The 22,861-nt window shown below is 41.7% G+C and carries 23 protein-coding genes; 20 read left to right on the top strand and 3 right to left on the bottom strand.

The window, feature by feature from the left end; all coding sequences use genetic code 11:
* Positions 1–2: 2 nt before the first annotated feature.
* The 4 genes from FXF70_RS07370 to FXF70_RS07355 are packed head-to-tail and all read left to right on the top strand — an operon-like array spanning position 3 to position 2,234.
* A complete protein-coding gene (locus tag FXF70_RS07370) occupies positions 3–572 on the top strand; it encodes a nicotinate-nucleotide adenylyltransferase (RefSeq protein ID WP_148780057.1) in 570 nt (189 codons plus the stop codon).
* Positions 562–1,125: a bis(5'-nucleosyl)-tetraphosphatase (symmetrical) YqeK gene (gene yqeK, locus FXF70_RS07365; protein WP_035390865.1), complete on the top strand. Its 564-nt coding sequence runs from the start codon at positions 562–564 to the stop codon at positions 1,123–1,125. The genes FXF70_RS07370 and yqeK overlap by 11 nt, the downstream gene beginning before the upstream one ends.
* A gap of 12 nt (positions 1,126–1,137) precedes the next feature.
* A complete protein-coding gene (gene rsfS / locus FXF70_RS07360; protein ID WP_008342502.1) occupies positions 1,138–1,494 on the top strand; it encodes a ribosome silencing factor in 357 nt (118 codons plus the stop codon).
* Positions 1,491–2,234 (top strand): class I SAM-dependent DNA methyltransferase, encoded by a 744-nt coding sequence (locus tag FXF70_RS07355; protein WP_148780056.1) that lies wholly within the window; start codon positions 1,491–1,493, stop codon positions 2,232–2,234. The genes rsfS and FXF70_RS07355 overlap by 4 nt, the downstream gene beginning before the upstream one ends.
* Positions 2,235–2,282: 48 nt before the next feature.
* On the opposite strand, the gene comER is transcribed toward FXF70_RS07355, so the two are convergent.
* Positions 2,283–3,131 carry a late competence protein ComER gene (comER, locus tag FXF70_RS07350; RefSeq protein WP_148780055.1) on the bottom strand — a complete coding sequence of 283 codons (849 nt, stop codon included), beginning with the start codon at positions 3,129–3,131 and terminating at the stop codon, positions 2,283–2,285.
* 90 nt (positions 3,132–3,221) lie between these two features.
* Here comER and FXF70_RS07345 point away from each other — a divergent pair, with 90 nt between their 5' ends.
* From FXF70_RS07345 to FXF70_RS07335, 3 genes are all read left to right on the top strand, one after another.
* The gene (locus FXF70_RS07345; RefSeq protein WP_148780054.1) at positions 3,222–3,851 is read left to right on the top strand and encodes a helix-hairpin-helix domain-containing protein; all 630 of its coding nucleotides are present in this window, start codon (positions 3,222–3,224) and stop codon (positions 3,849–3,851) included.
* A 65-nt stretch (positions 3,852–3,916) separates the two neighbouring features.
* A complete protein-coding gene (locus tag FXF70_RS07340) occupies positions 3,917–4,486 on the top strand; it encodes a ComE operon protein 2 (protein WP_008342495.1) in 570 nt (189 codons plus the stop codon).
* Positions 4,479–6,806 (top strand): DNA internalization-related competence protein ComEC/Rec2, encoded by a 2,328-nt coding sequence (locus tag FXF70_RS07335; protein WP_148780158.1) that lies wholly within the window; start codon positions 4,479–4,481, stop codon positions 6,804–6,806. The genes FXF70_RS07340 and FXF70_RS07335 overlap by 8 nt, the downstream gene beginning before the upstream one ends.
* A 39-nt stretch (positions 6,807–6,845) precedes the next feature.
* On the opposite strand, the gene FXF70_RS07330 is transcribed toward FXF70_RS07335, so the two are convergent.
* Positions 6,846–6,980, bottom strand: coding sequence for a YqzM family protein (locus tag FXF70_RS07330; RefSeq protein ID WP_008342491.1), 135 nt, complete (start codon positions 6,978–6,980; stop codon positions 6,846–6,848).
* Between the two features lie 238 nt (positions 6,981–7,218).
* Between FXF70_RS07330 and holA the strand changes: the two genes are divergently transcribed.
* A complete protein-coding gene (holA, locus tag FXF70_RS07325) occupies positions 7,219–8,238 on the top strand; it encodes a DNA polymerase III subunit delta (protein ID WP_148780053.1) in 1,020 nt (339 codons plus the stop codon).
* A 134-nt stretch (positions 8,239–8,372) separates the two neighbouring features.
* Here the strand turns inward: holA and rpsT are convergent, their stop codons facing one another.
* Positions 8,373–8,639 carry a 30S ribosomal protein S20 gene (gene rpsT / locus FXF70_RS07320; protein ID WP_008342485.1) on the bottom strand — a complete coding sequence of 89 codons (267 nt, stop codon included), beginning with the start codon at positions 8,637–8,639 and terminating at the stop codon, positions 8,373–8,375.
* Between the two features lie 198 nt (positions 8,640–8,837).
* Between rpsT and gpr the strand changes: the two genes are divergently transcribed.
* The 12 genes from gpr to mtaB all read left to right on the top strand — a co-directional run bounded on the left by gpr (position 8,838) and on the right by mtaB (position 22,838).
* A complete protein-coding gene (gene gpr / locus FXF70_RS07315; protein ID WP_008342483.1) occupies positions 8,838–9,953 on the top strand; it encodes a GPR endopeptidase in 1,116 nt (371 codons plus the stop codon).
* Between the two features lie 66 nt (positions 9,954–10,019).
* Positions 10,020–11,228 (top strand): stage II sporulation protein P, encoded by a 1,209-nt coding sequence (locus FXF70_RS07310; RefSeq protein ID WP_148780052.1) that lies wholly within the window; start codon positions 10,020–10,022, stop codon positions 11,226–11,228.
* Between the two features lie 13 nt (positions 11,229–11,241).
* A complete protein-coding gene (locus FXF70_RS07305) occupies positions 11,242–11,574 on the top strand; it encodes a YqxA family protein (RefSeq protein WP_008342478.1) in 333 nt (110 codons plus the stop codon).
* A 165-nt stretch (positions 11,575–11,739) separates the two neighbouring features.
* A complete protein-coding gene (gene lepA / locus FXF70_RS07300) occupies positions 11,740–13,578 on the top strand; it encodes a translation elongation factor 4 (protein ID WP_008342476.1) in 1,839 nt (612 codons plus the stop codon).
* A gap of 114 nt (positions 13,579–13,692) precedes the next feature.
* On the top strand, positions 13,693–14,832 hold the full coding sequence (gene hemW / locus FXF70_RS07295) for a radical SAM family heme chaperone HemW (RefSeq protein WP_148780051.1): 1,140 nt from the start codon (positions 13,693–13,695) through the stop codon (positions 14,830–14,832).
* Between the two features lie 81 nt (positions 14,833–14,913).
* Positions 14,914–15,945: a heat-inducible transcriptional repressor HrcA gene (gene hrcA / locus FXF70_RS07290; RefSeq protein ID WP_008342473.1), complete on the top strand. Its 1,032-nt coding sequence runs from the start codon at positions 14,914–14,916 to the stop codon at positions 15,943–15,945.
* Positions 15,946–16,008: 63 nt separating this feature from the next.
* A complete protein-coding gene (gene grpE / locus FXF70_RS07285; RefSeq protein ID WP_008342471.1) occupies positions 16,009–16,566 on the top strand; it encodes a nucleotide exchange factor GrpE in 558 nt (185 codons plus the stop codon).
* 24 nt (positions 16,567–16,590) lie between these two features.
* Entirely contained in the window at positions 16,591–18,429 is a 1,839-nt protein-coding gene (gene dnaK, locus FXF70_RS07280) for a molecular chaperone DnaK (RefSeq protein ID WP_008342469.1), read from the top strand.
* A 165-nt stretch (positions 18,430–18,594) separates the two neighbouring features.
* Entirely contained in the window at positions 18,595–19,728 is a 1,134-nt protein-coding gene (dnaJ, locus tag FXF70_RS07275; protein ID WP_008342467.1) for a molecular chaperone DnaJ, read from the top strand.
* A gap of 22 nt (positions 19,729–19,750) precedes the next feature.
* Complete coding sequence (gene prmA / locus FXF70_RS07270) at positions 19,751–20,686, top strand: 50S ribosomal protein L11 methyltransferase (RefSeq protein ID WP_035390850.1); 936 nt, start codon at positions 19,751–19,753, stop codon at positions 20,684–20,686.
* 23 nt (positions 20,687–20,709) lie between these two features.
* Positions 20,710–21,480, top strand: coding sequence for a 16S rRNA (uracil(1498)-N(3))-methyltransferase (locus FXF70_RS07265; RefSeq protein ID WP_148780050.1), 771 nt, complete (start codon positions 20,710–20,712; stop codon positions 21,478–21,480).
* Positions 21,480–22,838 (top strand): tRNA (N(6)-L-threonylcarbamoyladenosine(37)-C(2))-methylthiotransferase MtaB, encoded by a 1,359-nt coding sequence (mtaB, locus tag FXF70_RS07260; protein WP_017367626.1) that lies wholly within the window; start codon positions 21,480–21,482, stop codon positions 22,836–22,838. The genes FXF70_RS07265 and mtaB overlap by 1 nt, the downstream gene beginning before the upstream one ends.
* The last annotated feature ends 23 nt before the right edge of the window (positions 22,839–22,861 follow it).

The following is a 22,861-nucleotide window of genomic DNA, read 5'->3' as shown; positions in this document are numbered from 1 at the left end:
ATATGAAAAAAATAGGATTGTTCGGCGGTACGTTTGATCCCCCGCATAATGGGCATTTGCTGATGGCAAGTGAGGTGCGTTTCCAAGTAGGGCTTGATGAAATTTGGTTTATCCCAAATCACAAGCCCCCTCATAAAACGGGCCGAAAACGAGCAGAGAGTCATCACCGCGTAAAAATGGTGGAAAAAGCGATTCAGACAAATCCTCATTTTCGAGTTGAGCTTATTGAAATGGAGCGGGAGGGCCCATCTTATACAGTAGATACGGTTGAGCTGTTAAAGAAGCGCCATCCTGAAGATGAGTTCTTTTTTATGATTGGAGCGGACATGGTCGAGTATTTGCCGAAATGGCACAGAATCGATGATTTGCTTCAGATGATCACCTTTATTGGGATGAAAAGACCAGGTTATGAAGGAAGTACGGCGTATCCTCTTTTGTTTGCAGATGTTCCGGTTTTTGATGTATCATCGACATTGATTAGGCAGCGAATGAAGCAGGGGAAACCTGTTGATTATTTGATTCCGAAAGCGGTTGAGAGTTATATAAAGGAGCATCATTTATATGAATCGTGAAGAAGCTTTAAACTGTGTCAAACAGCAGTTAACAGAGCATAGATATACACATACAATTGGGGTCATGGAGACGGCCATTTCATTAGCTGAACGTTTTGGTGCAGATGTGAAAAAAGCAGAGATCGCGGCTATTTTCCACGATTATGCTAAATTTAGACCGAAAGAAGAAATGAAGGGCATCATCCAGCAAGAACAGATGAACCCTCTATTGCTTAAATATTCACCTGAGCTTTGGCATGCCCCAGTTGGTGCCTATTTGGTCAAAAAAGAAGTTGGAATTGACGACCAAGATATTTTAACAGCCATTGAATTCCATACGTCCGGCAGACCGAACATGACATTGCTTGAAAAAGTTATTTATGTCGCCGACTATATAGAGCCAGGACGCCATTTTCCTGGTGTAGAGGAAGTAAGAGAGTTAGCAGAGCAGGATTTGGACCTTGCCTTGATTCAATCTTTAAAAAACACCGTCAGCTTTTTAATGAAAAAGAATCAGCCAGTTTTCCCAGATACACTTGCTACTTATAACTCACTTGTGCAAAAGAACAACTAAGGAGGAATTTTGATGGATGCATCATCAATTTTAAACATCGCAGCTGGAGCGTGCGATGATAAACGGGCAGAGGATATTATTGCCCTGAATATGCAAGGGATCTCACTTGTTGCAGATTATTTTCTCATTTGTCACGGGAATTCTGACAAACAAGTACAGGCCATTGCAAGAGAAGTGAAACACCTTGCAGAAGAAGGCGGCATCGAAGTCAAAAAGATGGAAGGCTTTGACGAAGCAAGATGGGTCTTGATTGATCTAGGAGATGTCATTGCTCATGTGTTCCACAAAGAGGAAAGAGGATACTATAACTTAGAGAAGCTTTGGGGAGATGCGCCGAGAGAAACGCTTTCGCTTGGCATTAACTCATGATATATCAAGGGTTTGCAGGTGTGTATGATGAGCTCATGACACATGCCCCTTATGATGAATGGGTTCAGTGGATACAGCGGTATATCAAGCCGAATAGTGCGATTATCGATGTAGGTTGTGGAACCGGAGAGATCTCTGTTCGGTTAGCTGCAAAAGGCCACATGGTCACAGGAATTGACCTAAGTGAAGAGATGCTGGCATTTGCGCAGCAAAAAGCACAGGCTCATAAGCAGTCTATTCAATTTTTACATCAAGATATGAGAGAGCTTGAGGGGTTTGAACAAACTTTTCAAGCAGCGGTTATTTGCTGTGATTCTTTGAATTATCTAAAAAACGAAAATGACGTCAAAAAAACCTTTAAAAACATGTTTCAGCTTTTAGAGACAGGTGGGGTTTTATTGTTTGATGTTCATACCCCTTATAAAATGGAAGAGGTATTTCCTGGATCTACTTATGCCGATCAAGATGAAGAAATCAGCTACATTTGGCAGAGTGATCAAGGAGATCATCCATTTTCAGTCATTCATGATTTAAGCTTTTTTGTAAAAGACGGAGACGTGTATGAGCGTTATGATGAAACGCACGAACAGCGTACATTTCCTTTTGAGACATATGCAGCGTTCCTTGAGTCCGCTGGCTTTGAACAGATTGAAGTGACCGCTGATTTTACAAATGAAGCACCTCAAGAATGTGCAGAAAGATATTTTATTTCAGCGAAGAAACCAAAAACCATCGTTTAATGGACGATGGTTTTTTTAAAACCCTTTTTTCGCTTGTTGCGAACATGTTTAATTTCTGAGATCATCAGTAAACACACTCGGCGGGTATTGATGCGCAACCGCTTCTACATCCTCATCGAACTTGTCATGAGTGTTCTGGAAAAGCTGATGGAACATATCTTGAACACCTGCTTCAAGTGCTTTAATACCCTCGCCGGTGACGCCGCCTTTTACACACACCTTCTCTTGCAGTGTAGGCAGGGTATACACCCTTTTTTCAATCAAACGGCCAAGTCCTACAAGCATATCTTCTGATAAGGTGGTGGCTTCTTCTTTTGAAATATCTGTTTCTTCAACAGCGGCTTCAATCATTTTCTGAACAAGAAAGCTAATAAAGGCAGGACCGCAGCTGACAATATCTGAGGCTGCCCGTGTGATTGAATGATGAATTTCGATTGGTGTTGAAATGCGGGAAGCGAGTTGTCTGAGCGCTGCTTTTGTCGTGACATTGCATGATGAACCAAATGATAAAAGTGATGCGCCTGATAATGCGCGGTTGGTGATGCTTGGGATCAGTCTGGCTGTTTGACAAGGAACAATATCTTGAAGCTGTTCAGGATGAACCGGACTTGTAATGATGACAATGGTTTGCTGTTCTTTTAAAAGTGGGCTCAGCTCTTTTAAAAGCGGATAAATATCAAGTGGTTTGACACAAACAAAGATGAAATCTTTATCTGTTACAGCTCCTGAAAGCTGTTTCGTCACTTCGACCTCTGGGTGATTCTTTTTTATATTGAACGCTTTTTCGATGGTCCGATTTGTAATGGTGATAGATGAGGGATTGACTGCTTTTGATTCAATAAATGCCTCAGTAAGTATGGTACCCATGTTTCCTGTACCGATTAACCCTATATTCAAACGTTCTCCCTCCTTAGACGCATAGGATCTGTTATCTTCTAAACAGTATGTGAAGCAGCGTGAAAATATGATTGAAAGAAGCGTGAACAAGTGAAGCAGCTCATTTCGTTGAAAAAATACAGTCTCTATCTGATAGCGGGAATCATCATTCTCCTCATCATCTGTTTCTGCTTTTTAGTAGGAAAAGAGAAAGGCAGCGCCGAGCCAAGTGTATTGAAAGAACAACATGAAACGCAAGTCACATTAGAAGAAAAACAAGAGAGTGCAGAAAAAGAGCCAACATCCATCGTAGTAGAGGTCAAAGGAGCTGTACGGAAGCCGGGCGTTTATGCATTTATAGCTGAGGACAGAGTTGAAGAAGCCATTAAAAAAGCAGGTGGTTTTACGGGCAAGGCAGATACAGTTGACATCAATCAAGCAGCAAAATTAGAGGACAGTATGATGATTTATGTACGAAAGAAGGGAGAGGCTGACAAGCAGGGACAAACAGCAGCGGCTAATACGCCGCCGGGAAATGAACAGAGTCAAGGGGTGAATGTCAATCAAGCTGATGCAGCGGAATTGCAGACCATTAACGGAATAGGCCCAGCCAAAGCGGAAGCCATCATTGCGTATAGAGAAGAACATGGAGAATTTCAGCAAATTGAAGATTTGCGGAATATTTCGGGTTTTGGAGAGAAGACCATTGAACGGCTGAAAAATCAACTGACGGTCAAGTAGAATTGACGGTATAGAAGAAAGGCATGTACACTTAATACCAACCATCATTCTGGAGGGATCAGCTCGTGGAGAGAATTTCATGGAATCAATATTTTATGGCTCAAAGCCATTTGCTTGCCTTGCGAAGCACCTGTGAGCGGCTAGCTGTTGGGGCAACGATCGTAAGAGACAAGCGCATCATCGCAGGTGGATATAATGGATCCATTGCCGGTGACGTGCATTGTGCAGATGTAGGATGCTATGTGATAGATCATCACTGCGTTCGTACAATCCATGCGGAGATGAACGCTATTTTACAATGTGCCAAATTTGGTGCACCAACGGCTGATGCTGAAATATATGTGACGCATTTTCCTTGCTTGCAGTGCTGTAAAGCGATTATTCAAGCAGGTATTCGAACAGTGTATTATGCGAAGGATTATAAAAATCATCCATATGCTGTTGATTTATTCGAACAAGCCGGAGTTCAAACAGAACAGGTTGAACTAGATGAGATGATTATTGACTTAAAAAACCAAGAAAAATTAGCCTTTGTTGCGGATTTAATAGGCAAACTAAGTGAATCAGGACGTAGCGAAACAGAGATTCGTCAAATGCATGAAAAGGCGAATCAATTATTTACTTCCTATGTCTAAGTATTTGCCGTTCGGGGCGATTTCAGCAGCTGCTGGAATTGCTCTGGCCGCATATCATCTTCATTTGTATTTTCTCCTTTTTCTTCTTGTATGTCTTCTTTTCAGTCTGCTGAAAAAAACACCCCAGCTCTTTTTAATGGTCAGTTTGTGTGGAACGATCTATATGCTCATTTTTATGGTGCATCAGTTTTTTGAAACGGATCATCCCATACAAGAAAAAGTATTTTCTCATTCGGTTGTGATTGAAACGATTCCGAAAATAGATGGCAATCGCTTTTCAGCGACTGTTTCATCAGAGAATGGTCGACTAGCGGCATTTTATACGATTCAAACGGAGCGTGAAAAAGAAGCGTTAAAAGATGTTGAGCCAGGTATGAGCTGTCATATGACAGGTGAGGTTCGGTTACCTAAACATGCTACCATACCGAATGGCTTTCAATATGATCAATTTCTAAAAACAAAAGGTATTGATGCTATTTTCTTAACGCAGTCTATGAAAAGCTGCACGAAACATGACAGCCCTTCACATGACCTTTCATCTATTAGGCAGAAGGGGTTGAAATTTCTAGAAGATCACGTTCCGAAGAATTCTGTTGGGATTGTGCAGGCACTTATTTTTGGCGATCGTGATTTAATAGACCCTGATACATTAAGAGATTATCAAATGCTTGGCATCATTCATTTATTAGCCATTTCAGGACTTCATGTTCAAACATTGCTCGCTTGTCTATTTTGGTGTCTACTCCGCGCTGGCGTGACAAGAGAGACAGCACGTATTCTTTTAATATCCTTTTTGCCGGTTTATGCTTGTTTAACAGGTGCTGCACCGTCTGTGTTAAGAGCTTGTCTCATGGCTGGAATTTATTTAGTCATCACAAGCCTGCCAAAAGAAATGAAACAGCCTTCTGCGGTCGTGTTAAGTGCAGCGTTCTTGCTTTTATTAGCTATTCAACCACTTTATATATTTGATGTCGGTTTTCAGCTGTCATTTGTAGTGACATTATTTATTTTGCTATCCACTAGTATTTTATCAAAAGCAAAAAGTTCGGTGATGCAGTTATTCCTCATTTCCTTGATTGCACAGCTTGCTTCGCTTCCTGTTCTTTTATATTATTTTCAGCAATTTTCCTTGCTGAGTGTTCCTTTAAATATGATGTTTGTTCCTTTTTATACAATGGTTGTCATGCCTCTGTCCTTATTCTTTTTTCTTTTATCTATCATTTATCTTCCGCTTGGACAAACACTGTTTCAGCTGCTTGATTGGGTGATCCAGTTTAGTCATCAATTGTCAGCACATATGGCTGCTTACGATGGTCTTACTCTCATTTTTATGAAATCGACATGGTGGCATGTTCTCCTAGAGGTTTCCTCCATTGTTTTTCTATTCATTGTGATGGAATGTAAAACTTCTATCAAATCTTATCTTGTGCCGATTTTGATTCTCATTTGTGTGCTGGCTGTACACTATTTCACGCCGAATTTTCTTCAAAAAGGAGAGGTCACGATGTTAGATATAGGACAAGGGGATAGTTTGTTTATTCAGCTACCTTATCGAACCGGGCATATATTAGTCGATACAGGAGGCAGACTTTCTTTTGAAGAAGAGCCATGGAAAAAAAGACGTAAAGTATCTACAATTGGGGATCAAACGCTTATTCCATTTCTGCATTCTAAAGGCATAGCAAAACTTGATGTCCTCATCCTTACCCATGCAGATCAAGATCATATGGGAGAAGCGATGCGGTTAATAAAGCGAAATAAAGTCAAACGTCTTGCAATCCCAAAAGGCTTTGCTCGAAATCCAGAGGATGCACAGCTTTTAAAGGAAGCGGCTGATCAAAGGATTCCTATAGATGAGTTAGAAAGAGGGGATAAGCTGAGAATTGGAGGACAAAAATTTGACGTTCTGCATCCCGCACGTGACCAGGTGACGAGTAAAAATAATGATTCACTGGTCCTCACCTTTATGCTTGGCGGCAAGCGTTTTATGCTGACTGGGGATCTTGAACAAGAAGGGGAGCGAGACATCATTCAAGCTTACCCCAAGCTGAGAGCGGATGTCTTGAAGGTTGGGCATCACGGGAGTAAAGGATCAACAAGTGAAGAATGGCTTCAGCATTTAAACCCGTCATATGCACTGATTTCAGCAGGTGAACGAAATCGGTATCACCATCCTCATCAAGAAGTTTTGAAAAAATTAAATGATCATCAAACAAAGGTGTATCGTACAGATATCGATGGAAGTGTGACCTATGAATTTCTTGAAGAGGATGGAACATTTTACGCTCATCCTCCATATGATATCTTACAAAATCAATAAAAAAACTGCCAAAACGGCAGTCATCTTGCATTCATGTAGTTAAGATCCAACGAGGTGTATCACTGTTGCCAAAATAAACATTGAGGCGAAAAATCCGAATGTGACGATAAAACCAACAGCTGAGTCGGTCACATCATTCCGCTTGCTTTGAACATTCTTTTCAAATTCATTCATTTTCATCCCTCCTGGCTATTTTTAGTATACTTGAACTCATTTGGAATTGCTAGAAGGTAAAGTAACCGTTTTCCATTTTCATGATCATTTTGTGAATATCGTCTGACTGTAAGCTGACCCGGGAGCTTACGTGAGACGTTTACTATAAATGAGGAGGCGGCACTTTCAGCTTCCTCTTTACTAATGTCTCTACACACTTTAGGATAGAGGAGGAAGTGAAAGAGAGGGATTTAAGCGAATGGTCTTTGAAGTATGGAACAATTTAAAAAAAGGGGATATTCACCCCGTTTATTGCTTATATGGAAAAGAAACGTATTTACTTCAAGAGACAGCTGCAAAATTGAGACAAGCTGTCGTCGACGAAGAAACAAAGGATTTTAATTACTCTGTCTTCGATATGGAAGAGGTGCCGCTTGAGCAGGCTGTGACGGACGCAGAAACATTTCCGTTTATGGGAGAGCGGCGTCTCGTTGTGATCAAGAACCCTTATTTCCTCACTGCAGAAAAGAAAAAAGAAAAGATCGAGCATCAGCTTTCTGTGTTAGAAGCTTATTTAGAAAAGCCAGCACCCTACACGATTCTCGTGTTATTAGCCCCATATGAAAAACTGGACGAACGTAAGAAAATCACCAAATTGTTAAAAAAGAAAGCGGCTGTAGTTGAGGCGAAAGAGTTAAATCCGAAAGAAACAACAGATTTCACCATCACGCTGGTGAAAACAGAAGGAAAAACAATCTCGGCTGAAGCGGCAGAACAGCTTGTCATGTTATGTGGCGGGAGCCTGTCCTCACTTTTTCAAGAGGTTCGAAAGCTAAGTACATATATCGGGCAGCGAGAGGAAATTGAGCTGGCGGATGTCAATCAGCTCGTTGCACGAAGTTTGGAGCAGAATATTTTCGAACTGATTAACCAAATCGTGAACAGGCGCCGGTCTGAAGCGATGCAAATGTTTTATGATCTCCTAAAGCAAAATGAGGAACCCATTAAAATATTAGCACTCATTTCAAATCAATTTCGGTTGATATTGCAGACAAAGTACTTTGCTCAACATGGATACGGGCAAAAACAAATTGCGTCAAACCTGAAAGTCCACCCATTTCGGGTCAAACTCGCGATGGATCAAGCAAGACTGTTTTCAGAAGAAGAGCTAAAGTACATCGTCAAAGAGCTCTCCACGATTGATTATGAAATGAAAACGGGTAAAAAGGACAAGCAGCTATTATTAGAATTGTTCCTGCTTCGGTTATTAGGGGCTTGAACATAAAAAAACGACCTTCTCAAAAGAGGGTCGTTTTTGTTTAGATGTATAATTGCCAGTCTGTCCTTATGGCTGAGCCGTTCAGGACGGACGTACAGTTAAACAGGTGCCTCATCACTGAGGCGTTGCAAACATTATGCAGAAAGTCCGTTTACTTGTTTCGCAAGTCTTGATTTGTAACGCGCAGCTGCGTTTTTGTGTACAAGACCAGTTTTAACGGCTTTGTCAATGCGTTTTGCAGCAGAAGAAAGAGCAGCTTTTGCTTGCTCAGCATCGTTGTTAGCTACAGAAACTTCAACTTGTTTAATCGCAGTACGCATCGCAGACTTGATTGTTGCGTTGTGTGCACGGCGTTCGTTATTCGTTTTTGTACGTTTGATCGCTGATTTAATATTTGGCATGTGTTTCACCTCCTAAGATACAACCTAAACACAATTGTCTTAAGGTTAAATCTTCACAATAGAACAAATTGTATTCTATCAAACACACCTTTAGAATGCAATATAAATGTAAAGTATTTTTCATTGATGAAGCGCTCGAATGTTTCTTGAAAGAGATGGAAAGACTACTGTTAATTACTTGATGGAAGGAGCCTTTTCATGAAGAAACAGAAACTTGATTTAAGCGCTTATCAAATCCGGACCGATTTGGCCGTTGAAACAAAAGAGATACTAGAACAAGAGAACGATCCGAATGTGGTCAAAAAGGACGGTATTCAAGGAATTGTTGAGAAGGAGAAGGAAGAGCACGGCATCCGCATCCGCACTGTGGAGATTACGACAGAAGGAGAAGAGCTGACCGGAAAAAAGGCAGGGACATACTTGACGCTTGAGGCGCAAGGAATTCGGGAGAAAGACTCTGAGATGCAAGAAAAAGTGGTCGAAGTTTTTGCCCATCATTTTGCTCAGTTTTTAAAAGATCACGGCATTCAGGCAGATGCGAGCTGTCTTGTCGTAGGACTCGGAAACTGGAATGTCACGCCTGATGCTTTAGGGCCGCTCACAGTTGAAAATTTGCTGGTGACACGCCATTTATTTGAATTACAGCCTGAGAATGTGCAGGAAGGCTATCGCCCAGTGTCTTCCCTATCGCCTGGGGTCATGGGACTGACTGGTATAGAAACAAGTGACATTATACAAGGTGTCATTGAACGATCTAAACCAGATTTTGTGATCGCCATCGATGCACTGGCTGCACGTGCAGTAGAACGGGTGAATACGACGATTCAAATTTCTGATACAGGTATACATCCAGGATCGGGTGTCGGAAATAAACGAAAAGAATTAAGCAAAGAGACCTTGGGGATTCCAGTCATTGCCATTGGTGTACCAACAGTGGTCGATGCAGTCACGATCGCAAGTGACACGATTGATTACGTGTTAAAGCATTTTGGTAGAGAACTGAAAGATGATAGACCTTCCCGATCTTTAGTACCAGCGGGTCTGACATTTGGGAAGAAAAAAGTGCTGAATGAAGAGGATTTGCCAGATGATGAAACGCGTCAATCCTTTTTAGGAATCGTCGGAACGCTTCCTGAAGAAGAAAAAAGACAGTTGATCCATGAAGTGCTTGCACCGCTTGGACAAAATCTAATGGTCACACCGAAAGAAGTGGATACATTCATTGATGACATGGCGAACGTACTCGCCAATGGGTTAAATACAGCACTTCATCAAAAAATCTCTCAAGACAACATGGGTTCCTATAATCATTAAACAGTTCTACTTTCTCTAGCTCGCTCATAGTGTAATTACTAGAAAGCGTGCTGGAGGGAGTAAATCATGAAAAAAAGACCTCGCCGTCCTCGACAGTTGGTCGTTGCGATTAATGGAACAAAAGTAGTGAAGAGTATTTTTTTGTTTATTGTCTCTCTGGTGGTTGTGTTTGTCATGTCAGGGGCTTTGACGTCTTTAAAACCTGAGCTTAGGCCTCAAGCATCATTGTATGGTGTGGCAGATGAGCTGTCAGGTGCATTCTTTGCAGCTCTAATGGGGATGGAAAATCAATATTTTGCCTCAGCAGTCCCTGAAGATCAAAAAGGATTTCATTTCTCCGGGCTGTCACTCAAACTTGCCACAAGTATCAATTTAGAAGACCCCCGTAGTTTTCTAGGAAGAGAGCTGCCAGGCTTTGAACATTTTGATACAAAAATCATCCTAGCAGGTGAAGGTACAGACTATACGAATATGCCAATGGAATCGCCGCCCCCAAGTGAAGTCATCAAAGATGAAAAAGAAGCAAATCTAGCTGAGCTGGACAAGCTTGATGAAGATGAACCGAAAACGCCTGCAAAAGAGCCGGACCAGTCGACAGGAAAACGAAAAGCTGTGTACATTTATCACACACATAATACGGAATCATATTTACCATTTTTAAAAGGAGAAACAAACCCAAACAATGCGCGCCACTCAAAAGTGAACGTCACCCTTGTCGGGGAGATGTTTGGTAAAGCGCTCGATCAGCAAGGAATCGGCAACACAGTGGATAAAACAGAAATTGAAAAAAGACTGCTGAAAAAAGGCCTGAAGTACCCACAATCGTATAATGAATCCAGATTGGTTGTAAAAGAAGCTCTCGCTAAAAATGATGATCTAGATTACTTAATCGATATTCACCGGGATTCAAGAAGAAAGAAAGATACGACAGTAGAAATCAAAGGCAAGAAATATGCGAGAATCGCGTTTGTTGTAGGGAAGAAGAATCAAAGCTATGAGAAAAATTTAAAGCTGGCGACAGAGTTCCACCATTTGATGGAGAAAAAATATAAAGGACTTAGTGTCGGTGTGTTTGCCAAAGGAGAAATTGGTGATAATGGAATCTATAATCAAGATTTATCTGACAAAGCCCTCCTATTAGAATTTGGCGGTGTGGATAATAATATGGAAGAATTGAAAAACGCATCCAATGCAGCAGCTGATGTGTTCAGTGAAATTTTCTGGGACGCAGAAAAGGTAGACGGCAAAGCAAAGGATGAGAAAAAACGGTCTTAAGGTGGTGGAGGACATGGGCTCATTTATCGGAAAAACCATTATTTTATCGCTCGTATTGCTATTCGGTGTCTTTTTAGGAATGCAGCAAGCCAATAATGGCATGCTGCAAATGAAAGGGTATCATGATCCGCAATTAAAAGGGGCCTTCACTGTCCAAACGAATGATGATCAAGAAAAAGAAGCTTCTATCCTCGGAACAGCTGTCACACAAAAAGACTTAGCAGAAAAGCAAAAGCAGCTAGAAGAAATGGAGAGCTTTAATGCCTTCTCTAAGGCCGGAAAAGCATTATCAGATGGTATGACGCATGCAGCCCGTACGCTTTATGATTGGATGAATGGTAAATAAACTGTTGTAAGCATCATGTTGGATGTTGTTTCATAAGATATCACACCTTTTCGTGAAAGCCGCTAACCGATGAGCGGCTTTTCTTGATTTCGATTGAATCTTTACAGCCCTATTGATATAATCTAACCTAGCGCAACCCGCGTTTTATAGTAGGAGTGATAGATTGTGACAGATAAAGAAAAACGATTAGAACGGCAATCAAGAATTCGAAATTTCTCCATTATCGCCCATATTGACCATGGGAAATCCACATTGGCTGACCGTATTTTGGAAAAAACAGCGGCGATTACGCAACGAGAAATGAAAGAACAATTACTTGATTCCATGGACTTAGAGCGTGAACGCGGCATTACGATCAAATTAAACTCTGTCCAGCTGAAATATCAGGCGAAGGATGGAGAAGAATATATTATGCACCTGATTGATACACCAGGGCATGTCGACTTCACCTATGAGGTATCTCGAAGCCTAGCTGCCTGTGAAGGTGCAATTCTTGTGGTGGATGCAGCACAAGGCATTGAAGCACAGACACTAGCGAACGTTTATTTAGCTCTTGATAACAACTTAGAAATCCTGCCGATCATTAACAAAATTGATCTGCCGAGTGCAGAACCTGAACGTGTAAGACAGGAAATTGAAGATGTCATCGGGTTGGATGCATCTGAAGCTGTTCTTACCTCTGCTAAGGCGGGCATCGGGATCGAGGATATTTTAGAACAAATCGTCGAAAAGGTGCCGGCACCAGCTGGAGATCCAGAAGCACCACTTCAAGCCCTCATTTTTGATTCTCTCTACGATGCGTATCGTGGCGTCATTGCTTACATACGAATTGTCGAAGGAACCGTCAAACCGGGTCAAAAAATCAAGATGATGGCGACAGGCAAAGAATTTGAAGTGCTTGAAGTCGGCGTATTTACACCGAAAGCAATGCCAACAGACGAACTCACTGTTGGAGATGTTGGCTATTTAACAGCTGCTATTAAAAATGTTGGCGATACACGTGTAGGGGATACGATCACAAGTGCGGTAAACCCTGCGAAAGAAGCTCTACCTGGATATAGAAAGCTGAACCCAATGGTGTACTGCGGCCTTTATCCAATTGACACAGCGAAATATAACGACTTGCGTGAAGCGTTAGAAAAGCTTGAATTAAATGATTCTTCACTTCAATATGAGGCAGAGACATCCCAAGCACTGGGCTTCGGCTTCCGCTGCGGCTTCCTTGGCATGCTTCATATGGAAATCATCCAAGAACGGATTGAACGTGAATTTAAAATCGACCTCATTACGACAGCGCCAAGTGTTATTTACGATGTGTATATGACAGACGGAGAAAAAATTGTTGTAGATAACCCATCCAATTTGCCTGATCCGCAAAAGATTGAGCGAATTGAAGAGCCATACGTGAAGGCAACAATGATGGTGCCAAATGATTATGTTGGTTCTGTGATGGAGCTTTGCCAAGGAAAGCGCGGCAATTTCATTGATATGCAATATCTTGATGCAAACCGCGTGAGCATTGTGTACGAAATTCCTCTGGCAGAGATCGTATACGAATTCTTTGATCAATTAAAGTCCAATACAAAAGGATATGCATCCTTTGATTACGAGCTGATCGGCTATCGCCCATCCACTCTAGTGAAAATGGATATCATGCTCAATGGCGAAAAAATCGATGCTCTTTCCTTTATTGTTCACCGCGATTATGCATATGAACGCGGAAAGATCATTGTAGAAAAGCTGAAAGAACTGATTCCGCGCCAGCACTTTGAAGTACCAGTTCAGGCAGCGATCGGTCAAAAGATTGTTGCACGGTCTACCATTAAAGCAATGCGCAAGAACGTACTAGCGAAGTGTTATGGTGGAGATATTTCCCGGAAAAGAAAGCTTCTTGAGAAGCAAAAAGAAGGGAAAAAGCGCATGAAGCAAGTGGGTTCTGTAGAAGTCCCACAAGAAGCATTTATGGCCGTGCTGAAAATGGACGACAGCACACCGAAAAAATAACATCCTCAAGGCAACCTGCTTTACAATGCTCGCCTTGACGTTTATAGTCGAAAACAAACGAAGAGGCCGCAGCGATAAACTGCGGCTCTTTACCTGTAAAGAAGGTGTCAATAATTGAAAGCAGCATACATTCATATTCCATTTTGTGAGCACATTTGTCACTATTGTGATTTCAATAAATTTTTCATTAAAACCCAGCCGGTCGATGAATACTTAGCCGCTCTTGAAAAAGAAATGCAGCACACGATCGATCAAAAAGGGGAGCAAGAATTAAAGACGATCTTTATTGGCGGGGGAACCCCGACATCACTCACAACCAGCCAGTTAGATCAGCTTATGGACAGCATTCACCGCGTATTAAAACCAACCAAAAACTTAATCGAGTTTGCAGTAGAAGCAAACCCAGACGAACTATCGCTTGAGAAATTGAATGTCTTAAAATCAGCTGGCGTTAATCGGCTGAGCTTTGGTGTTCAAACATTTGAAGATGACCTGCTCAAAAAAATTGGACGGGTTCATCAAAAGAAAGATGTTCTCACATCTTTCGAGCGAGCAAGAGCAGTTGGGTTTGACAACATTAGTCTTGATCTGATGTTTGGTTTGCCTCATCAAGAGAAGCATCATGTCATGCATTCACTAGAGACCGCTTTTTCATTAGGTGCAGAACATTATTCGGTTTATTCGCTGATTGTCGAGCCGAAGACGGTTTTTTACAATTTAATGCAAAAAGGGAAACTGCATTTACCACCGCAAGAACGTGAGGCTGAAATGTATGAGCTCGTCATGGATGAAATGGAGCGGCACGGACTCAAACAATATGAGATTAGCAATTACGCCAAACCAGGTTTTGAAAGCCAGCATAACCTCACCTATTGGAGCAACGAAGATTACTTTGGTTTTGGCGCAGGAGCGCACGGGTATGTAGATGGCGTCCGTAATGTGAACGCTGGACCAGTGAAGCATTACTTAGAGCTAATTGATCAAACAGGGTTTCCATATAAGGAAACGCATCAGGTGACAAAAGCAGAACAGATCGAAGAAGAAATGTTCTTAGGTTTGCGGAAAATTGAAGGCGTGAAAAGTGCTCACTTTCAGGCGAAATTTGGAGCATCACCAGAAGCACTCTTTCCCGTCGTTCTTGAAGAATTAGCAGAAAAAGGTCTCATTGAACAGGATGAGATTGGCATTCGCTTGACCAGAAAAGGAAAATTGTTAGGGAATGAAGTATTTCAAGCGTTTCTCGGTGAGTTATAATTGACATTTTAATTTGAGTTTGGTAATTTTGTTTATACAATTAGCACTCGTTGAAAGAGAGTGCTAACAGGGGTGATGATGATGTTAACAAATCGTCAGCTTTTGATTCTACAAGTCATTATTAATGACTTTATTCGTTCGGCGCAGCCAGTTGGATCAAGGACTCTTTCCAAAAAAGAAGACATTACATTCAGCTCTGCGACGATTAGAAACGAAATGGCTGATTTGGAGGAACTCGGTTTTATTGAAAAGACCCATTCTTCATCAGGAAGAATTCCTTCCGAAAAAGGATATCGTTATTATGTAGATCATTTGCTCTCTCCGCGAAAACTGTCATCTAAAGAGCTTGTGCTCATCCAGTCAGTATTTCAGGAGAAAATTTTTGAGCTGGAAAAAACAGTTCAAAAATCGGCGGAAATTTTATCAGATCTCACAAACTACACATCGATTGTCCTTGGTCCAAAGCTAAGTGAAAATCGATTGAAGCAAATTCAGCTTGTCCCTGTCCAGCCTAATAAAGCAGTAGCGATTATGATTACAGACAGCGGGCATGTTGAAAACAAAACCATTACCTTCTCTGAGCATCTTGATGTCTCCGATATTGAGAAGCTAATGAATATTTTAAACAGCCGCTTAGCCGGAGTCCCGATGGATCAGCTGAAGGACAGGATGTATAAAGAAGTAGTGATGCTCCTTCGCACGCATTTAAAAGACTATGATCATATTTTAGATGCACTTGGTAACACATTCACTTCAACACAAAATGAATCAAAACTTTTCTTTGGCGGGAAGATTAATATGTTGAACCAGCCAGAGTTTCATGACATTGACCGCATTCGTTCACTCATGATGCTGATTGAACAAAAGAACGATGTCATGCAGCTGTTTCATCCAAATCAGCAAGGAATCACCATTAAAATCGGTTCAGAAAACAATTTGGAAGCAATGGAGAACTGCAGTTTAATCACAGCAACTTATGCGATTGATCAAAAATCACTCGGCTCCATCGCTGTCATTGGTCCAACCCGTATGGATTACGGGCGAGTCGTTAGTCTTTTGCATCATGTATCAAAAGACTTGTCAAACGCACTTTCCAATTTGTATGATGAGTAGGGTGATAAAAGGTGGGGGCACAGCCCCTTCGTATAATTGAATCTTTTGAGGGAGGTGAACACAATGTCAGAAGAAAAACAGACACCTGAGCAAGCAGCAGAGGTTGAAGCACAAGAAGAAGCAGTTCAAGCAGAAACTGAGGAAGTAAAGCACGATGAACAGTCTGCCTTCCAAGAGAAGATTGATGAATTGCAGCAGCTTCTAGATGAAAAAGAAAACAAAATTCTGCGTGTTCAAGCAGATTTTGAAAACTATAAACGCCGTGCTCGAACTGAAGTGGAGACCGTGCAAAAATATCGTTCTCAACATGTTGTCAGCGACCTTCTCCCAGCTCTCGACAACTTTGAAAGAGCGCTTGGAATCGATCCAGACAATGAGCAGACGAAAAGTTTGTTAGAAGGTATGCAAATGGTTTACCGCCAGCTGGTAGAAGCATTGAAAAATGAAGGCGTTGAACCAATTGAAGCTGTCGGCAAAGAGTTCGATCCAAACCTTCATCAAGCCGTCATGCAAGTTGAAGATGAAAACTACGATTCAAACATCGTTGTAGAAGAATTGCAAAAGGGCTATAAACTCAAAGACCGAGTTATTCGTCCATCAATGGTAAAAGTAAATCAATAACTACATAATGGGAGGTCATCGAATATGAGTAAAATCATTGGTATTGACTTAGGAACAACAAACTCATGTGTTGCAGTACTTGAAGGCGGCGAGCCAAAAGTTATTGCAAACGCTGAAGGAGCACGTACAACACCATCTGTTGTCGCTTTTAAAAATGGAGAGCGCCAAGTAGGTGAAGTAGCGAAACGTCAATCAATTACAAACCCAAACACCATCATGTCTGTTAAAAGACATATGGGTACAGATTATAAAGTAGAAGTTGAAGGCAAGAACTACACGCCGCAGGAAATCTCTGCAATTATTCTTCAACACCTTAAATCTTATGCTGAAGCTTATCTTGGCGAAGAAGTAACAAAAGCGGTTATTACAGTTCCTGCTTACTTCAACGATGCAGAGCGCCAAGCAACAAAAGATGCTGGTAAAATTGCTGGTCTTGAAGTAGAACGTATCATCAACGAACCAACAGCAGCTGCACTTGCTTATGGTTTAGATAAAACAGATGAAGATCAAACGATCCTTGTATATGACCTTGGCGGCGGTACATTTGACGTATCAGTCCTTGAGCTTGGAGACGGCGTCTTTGAAGTACGCTCAACTGCTGGGGACAACCGTCTAGGTGGAGACGATTTTGACCAAGTCATCATCGATCATCTAGTGGCTGAATTCAAAAAAGAAAACGGCATTGATCTTTCAAAAGATAAAATGGCGCTTCAGCGTTTAAAAGATGCTGCTGAAAAAGCGAAAAAAGATCTTTCTGGTGTATCTTCTACACAAATCTCACTGCCATTTATCACAGCTGGAGATGCAGGTCCTCTTCACCTAGAATTAACGCTAACGCGTGCTAAATTCGAAGAGCTTTCTGCAGACCTTGTAGAGCGTACAATGACACCTGTACGTCAATCACTGAAAGATGCTGGTCTATCTGCTAGCGAGATTGATAAAGTTATCCTTGTTGGTGGATCAACTCGTATTCCTGCAGTACAAGAAGCAATCAAAAAAGAAACAGGTAAAGAGCCTCATAAAGGCGTAAACCCTGATGAAGTGGTTGCACTTGGTGCGGCAATTCAAGGTGGAGTTATCACAGGAGATGTCAAAGACGTTGTTCTTCTTGACGTCACACCACTTTCTTTAGGAATTGAAACAATGGGCGGCGTATTCACAAAGCTGATTGAACGTAATACAACCATTCCAACAAGTAAATCTCAAGTATTCTCAACGGCTGCTGACAACCAAACTGCTGTAGACATTCACGTCTTACAAGGTGAGCGTCCAATGGCAGCAGACAACAAAACATTAGGTCGTTTCCAATTGACTGATATCCCGCCAGCACCACGCGGCGTACCACAAATCGAAGTATCTTTTGATATCGATAAAAACGGTATTGTCAACGTACGTGCGAAAGATATGGGTACAGGCAAAGAGCAAAACATCACAATCAAATCTTCTTCAGGTCTTTCTGATGATGAGATCGAAAAAATGGTCAAAGAAGCAGAAGAAAATGCTGAAGCAGATGCAAAGAAAAAAGAAGAAATCGAAGTGCGCAATGAAGCAGATCAATTAGTGTTTACAACAGAAAAAACATTAAAAGATCTTGAAGGCAAAATCGATGAAGAGCAAGTGAAAAAAGCGAATGATGCAAAAGATGCGCTAAAAGCTGCGATCGAAAAAGGCGAGCTTGAAGACATCAAAGCGAAAAAAGATGAGCTACAAACAATCGTTCAAGAATTAACGACAAAGCTCTATGAAGAAGCTGCAAAACAAGCACAAGCTCAGCAAGAAGGCGCTGAAGGTGCTCAAAAAGCAGATGACAATGTAGTGGATGCAGAATACGAAGAAGTAAACGACGATCAAGAGAAAAAATAATCACCTTTACTTTTGAAAAAGACTGCTGAAACGTACTCGTCAGAAAGTCAAAGTCAGGATCTCTTGGCTTTGACTTTTTTCTTTTCAACGATGAAAAGGAATTGAAAAAGATCAATTTAAAATGATACAATCGTATTTATGTGAGAAAATCGGGAGTGTGAAGAGATGAGTAAGCGTGATTACTATGAAGTGCTTGGCGTGAGTAAGAGCGCCTCAAAGGACGAAATCAAAAAGGCATACCGCAAGCTTTCAAAAAAGTATCACCCTGATATTAATAAAGAAGCTGGCTCAGATGATAAATTCAAAGAAGTAAAAGAAGCCTATGAAACCCTTTCTGACGATCAAAAACGTTCACATTATGACCAGTTCGGTCACACCGATCCAAACCAAGGATTTGGTGGCGGCGGATTTGGCGGTGGGGGAGACTTTGGCGGCTTCGGCGGCTTTGATGACATCTTCTCTAGTATTTTTGGCGGCGGAGCTAGAAGAAGAGATCCAAATGCACCACGTCAAGGAGCGGACCTTCAATATACAATGACCCTTTCATTTGAAGAAGCGGCATTTGGGAAAGAAGCAACGATCGAGATTCCCCGCGAGGAATCATGTGAAACGTGTCATGGATCAGGTGCAAAACCTGGAACACAGGCGAAGACATGCTCACATTGCGGCGGATCAGGTCAACTAAATGTCGAGCAATCCACGCCATTTGGTAAAGTAGTCAACCGCAGAGTATGTAACTACTGTAGCGGAACTGGTAAACAAATTGAGCATAAGTGTTCAACATGTGGTGGATCTGGTAAAGTGCGTAAGCGTAAGAAAATCAATGTGACGATCCCAGCAGGTGTGGACGATGGTCAGCAGCTTAGAGTATCTGGTCAAGGTGAACCAGGTGTAAATGGAGGACCTCCAGGCGATCTATTTGTTGTTTTCCATGTGAGGGCGCATGAATTCTTCGAACGAGATGGAGATGACATCTACTGCGAAATGCCGCTTACCTTTGCGCAGGCTGCACTAGGTGATGAAATTGAAGTGCCGACATTACATGGGAAAGTCAAATTAAAAGTTCCTGCGGGCACACAAACGGGTACGAAGTTTAGACTCAAAGGAAAAGGTGTAAAAAATGTACGCGGTTATGGTCAAGGCGATCAGCATATCGTTGTACGCGTCGTAACACCGACGAATTTAACTGAAAATCAAAAAGATATCATTAGAAAATTTGCTGAAGTGAGCGGAAATAAACCGGACGAACAAGAAATGAGCTTTTTCGATAAGGTGAAACGCGCATTTAAAGGCGAGTAAGACGGATAAGGAGTTGGTAGTATTGAAGTGGTCAGAAATTAGCGTCCATACAACAAATGAAGCGGTGGAACCGATCACCAATATTTTGCATGAAGCAGGTGCAAGTGGTGTCGTGATTGAGGACCCGCTTGATTTAGTCAAGGAACGTGAAAATGTATACGGTGAGATCTACCAGCTCGATCCGAATGATTATCCTGAGGAAGGGGTTATCGTCAAAGCCTACCTTCCGATGAATAGCTTTTTGATGGAAACGGTAGATGAGATCAAAGAAGCCATCAACAATCTTCTTCTATATGATATTGACCTTGGACGAAATACACTGTCAATTTGTGAAGTAAACGAAGAAGAATGGGCGACTGCATGGAAGAAATACTATCATCCTGTGAAAATCTCTGAGAAATTTACCATCGTCCCAACATGGGAAGAGTACACACCCGTTCATTCTGATGAATTGATCATCGAAATGGACCCTGGAATGGCATTTGGAACCGGTACACATCCAACAACGGTTCTTTGCATTCAGGCGCTTGAGCGCTATGTGAAGGAAAACGACACGGTGATTGACGTTGGAACAGGATCTGGCATTTTAAGTGTTGCCGCTGCAATGCTCGGTGCAAAAGACATTCATGCATTTGATCTCGACACCGTTGCAGTGGAAAGTGCAAAGCAGAACATCGAATTAAATGGTGTGAGCGAGCAAGTAACGGTAAAACAAAACAATTTACTTGATGGGATTTCAGGTGAACGCGATGTGATTGTGGCCAACATCCTTGCAGAGGTCATCTTGCGCTTTACAGATCAAGCGTATGATCTATTGAAGAAAGACGGTTACTTTATTACATCAGGCATTATCGGACAAAAGAAATTACAAGTCAAAACGGCTTTAGAAGAAGCCGGTTTTGAGATTGTTGAAGTGCTGTCAATGGAAGATTGGGTCAGCATTATAGCGAAAAAATAAAGCGAGTAGGTGTCAGGACACGTATGCAACGATATTTTATCGACCTCACAAAAGAAGAAGTGACGGAAAAGGGACACATCGTCATAAAGGGTGAAGATGTTCATCACCTTGCAAACGTCATGCGGATGAAAGCAGGAGAGGACATTCTTTGCTTAACGACAGACGGCTTTGAAGCGCTCAGTAAAATTGATACAATAACAAAGGAAGAAGTGATTTGTCACTTGGAAGGCTGGACGAATCAGAATCGAGAACTTCCGATCAAGGTGACGATTGCAAGCGGTCTGCCAAAAGGGGATAAGCTTGAATGGATTATTCAAAAAGGCACCGAGCTTGGCGCAAGTGCTTTTATTCCGTTTCAAGCGACTCGTTCGATTACAAAACTTGACCAAAAAAAGTCATTAAAAAAACGAGATCGCTGGGAAAAAATTGCGAAAGAAGCTGCCGAGCAGTCTTACCGGAATATCATTCCGCGCGTTCATCCAGTATCAACATTTAAAGAGCTGATTCAACTGGCCGGTGAATTCGATAAATGTGTCGTTGCATACGAAGAATCATCGAAAGAAGGCGAGCAAAGCTGGTTTCAAACGGTGCTCCAACAGATGAAGGGCGGACAAACCTTATTAGTGGTTTTTGGTCCAGAAGGCGGTTTAGCAGAAAAGGAAATTGAAGAACTTGAAGCGCATGGTGCAGTCATTTGCGGGCTTGGACCACGCATTTTAAGAACAGAAACAGCTCCTCTTTACGCGCTTTCTGCTATATCTTATCAAACAGAGTTATTAAGAGGTGAATCATGATGGGAACAGTAGCGTTCCATACACTTGGCTGTAAGGTCAATCACTACGAAACAGAAGCCATCTGGCAGCTGTTTAAAGAAGCTGGCTATGAAAGAAAAGATTATGAATCAAAAGCAGACGTATATGTCATTAATACATGTACCGTCACCAATACAGGCGATAAAAAAAGCCGCCAAGTCATTAGAAGAGCCATTCGTCATAATCCGGATGGTGTCATTTGTGTAACAGGCTGTTACGCACAAACGTCTCCGGCAGAAATCATGGCGATTCCTGGCGTTGATATTGTGGTTGGCACACAAGACAGACATAAACTGCTTGGTTATATTGAAGAATACAGAAGAGAAAGACAGCCGATCAATGGAGTTGGCAATATCATGAAAGCACGGGTCTTTGAAGAACTAGATGTTCCTGCGTTTACTGACAGAACACGTGCTTCATTAAAAATCCAAGAAGGCTGTAACAATTTCTGTACATTCTGCATTATCCCTTGGGCTCGCGGATTACTGCGTTCTCGCGATCCAGAAGAAGTCATCAATCAAGCGCAGCAGCTTGTCGATGCTGGCTACAAAGAAATTGTATTAACAGGTATTCATACAGGTGGATACGGTGAAGATTTAAAGGATTATAACTTTGCTAAGCTTCTGAAAGAATTAGATGAACGTGTGGCGGGATTAAAACGAATCCGCATTTCATCCATTGAAGCAAGTCAAATTACAGACGAAGTGATTGAAGTGCTCGATCAGTCAGATAAAATTGTGAGACACTTGCACATTCCGCTTCAATCTGGCTCTAATACTGTACTGAAAAGAATGCGCCGTAAATACACAATGGAATTCTTTGCAGAGCGTTTAACGAAGCTCAAAAAAGCATTGCCAGGTCTTGCTGTCACTTCAGATGTGATCGTTGGATTCCCAGGAGAAACAGAAGAAGAATTTATGGAAACATACAATTTTGTCAAAGACCATCAATTCTCTGAGCTCCATGTGTTCCCTTACAGCAAACGGACAGGTACCCCTGCTGCAAGAATGGAAGATCAAGTAGATGAGAATGTGAAAAACGAACGCGTTCACCGTCTAATCGCTCTTTCTGATCAGCTTGCGAAAGAATATGCATCGGCATATGAAGGCGATGTCTTAGAGATTATTCCAGAAGAATCCTTCAAAGAACAAGACGGAACGCACAATCTGTATGTAGGATATACTGATAACTACATGAAGGTCGTATTTGAAGGAACAGAGGACATGATCGGCCGTTTGGTAAAAGTGAAGATTACGAAAGCAGGCTATCCTTATAACGAAGGACAATTCGTCCGTATAAGTGATGACGTGCAGACGGATCAAGTGAGAATGACTTCATAATAGATGAAAAACCGGCAGCCATT

This window comes from Bacillus sp. Y3, from assembly GCF_008123875.1.
Taxonomy (GTDB): Bacteria; Bacillota; Bacilli; order Bacillales; family Bacillaceae; genus Bacillus; species Bacillus altitudinis.
Note: the sequence above shows the minus strand (reverse complement) of the source record. Positions and strands in the feature narration are given on the sequence as shown.

What these genes read in the sequence shown, in the direction of transcription:
- FXF70_RS07355 (WP_148780056.1), top strand. Translation starts at nt 1,491, where the DNA reads ATGATATATCAAGGGTTTGCAGGTGTGTATGATGAGCTCATGACACAT.
- grpE (WP_008342471.1), top strand. Translation starts at nt 16,009, where the DNA reads ATGTCAGAAGAAAAACAGACACCTGAGCAAGCAGCAGAGGTTGAAGCA.
- hrcA (WP_008342473.1), top strand. Translation starts at nt 14,914, where the DNA reads ATGTTAACAAATCGTCAGCTTTTGATTCTACAAGTCATTATTAATGAC.
- rsfS (WP_008342502.1), top strand. Translation starts at nt 1,138, where the DNA reads ATGGATGCATCATCAATTTTAAACATCGCAGCTGGAGCGTGCGATGAT.
- dnaK (WP_008342469.1), top strand. Translation starts at nt 16,591, where the DNA reads ATGAGTAAAATCATTGGTATTGACTTAGGAACAACAAACTCATGTGTT.
- rpsT (WP_008342485.1), bottom strand. Translation starts at nt 8,639, where the DNA reads ATGCCAAATATTAAATCAGCGATCAAACGTACAAAAACGAATAACGAA.
- gpr (WP_008342483.1), top strand. Translation starts at nt 8,838, where the DNA reads ATGAAGAAACAGAAACTTGATTTAAGCGCTTATCAAATCCGGACCGAT.
- FXF70_RS07265 (WP_148780050.1), top strand. Translation starts at nt 20,710, where the DNA reads ATGCAACGATATTTTATCGACCTCACAAAAGAAGAAGTGACGGAAAAG.
- dnaJ (WP_008342467.1), top strand. Translation starts at nt 18,595, where the DNA reads ATGAGTAAGCGTGATTACTATGAAGTGCTTGGCGTGAGTAAGAGCGCC.
- FXF70_RS07335 (WP_148780158.1), top strand. Translation starts at nt 4,479, where the DNA reads ATGTCTAAGTATTTGCCGTTCGGGGCGATTTCAGCAGCTGCTGGAATT.
- FXF70_RS07370 (WP_148780057.1), top strand. Translation starts at nt 3, where the DNA reads ATGAAAAAAATAGGATTGTTCGGCGGTACGTTTGATCCCCCGCATAAT.
- mtaB (WP_017367626.1), top strand. Translation starts at nt 21,480, where the DNA reads ATGGGAACAGTAGCGTTCCATACACTTGGCTGTAAGGTCAATCACTAC.
- FXF70_RS07330 (WP_008342491.1), bottom strand. Translation starts at nt 6,980, where the DNA reads ATGAATGAATTTGAAAAGAATGTTCAAAGCAAGCGGAATGATGTGACC.
- FXF70_RS07310 (WP_148780052.1), top strand. Translation starts at nt 10,020, where the DNA reads ATGAAAAAAAGACCTCGCCGTCCTCGACAGTTGGTCGTTGCGATTAAT.
- FXF70_RS07305 (WP_008342478.1), top strand. Translation starts at nt 11,242, where the DNA reads ATGGGCTCATTTATCGGAAAAACCATTATTTTATCGCTCGTATTGCTA.
- yqeK (WP_035390865.1), top strand. Translation starts at nt 562, where the DNA reads ATGAATCGTGAAGAAGCTTTAAACTGTGTCAAACAGCAGTTAACAGAG.
- holA (WP_148780053.1), top strand. Translation starts at nt 7,219, where the DNA reads ATGGTCTTTGAAGTATGGAACAATTTAAAAAAAGGGGATATTCACCCC.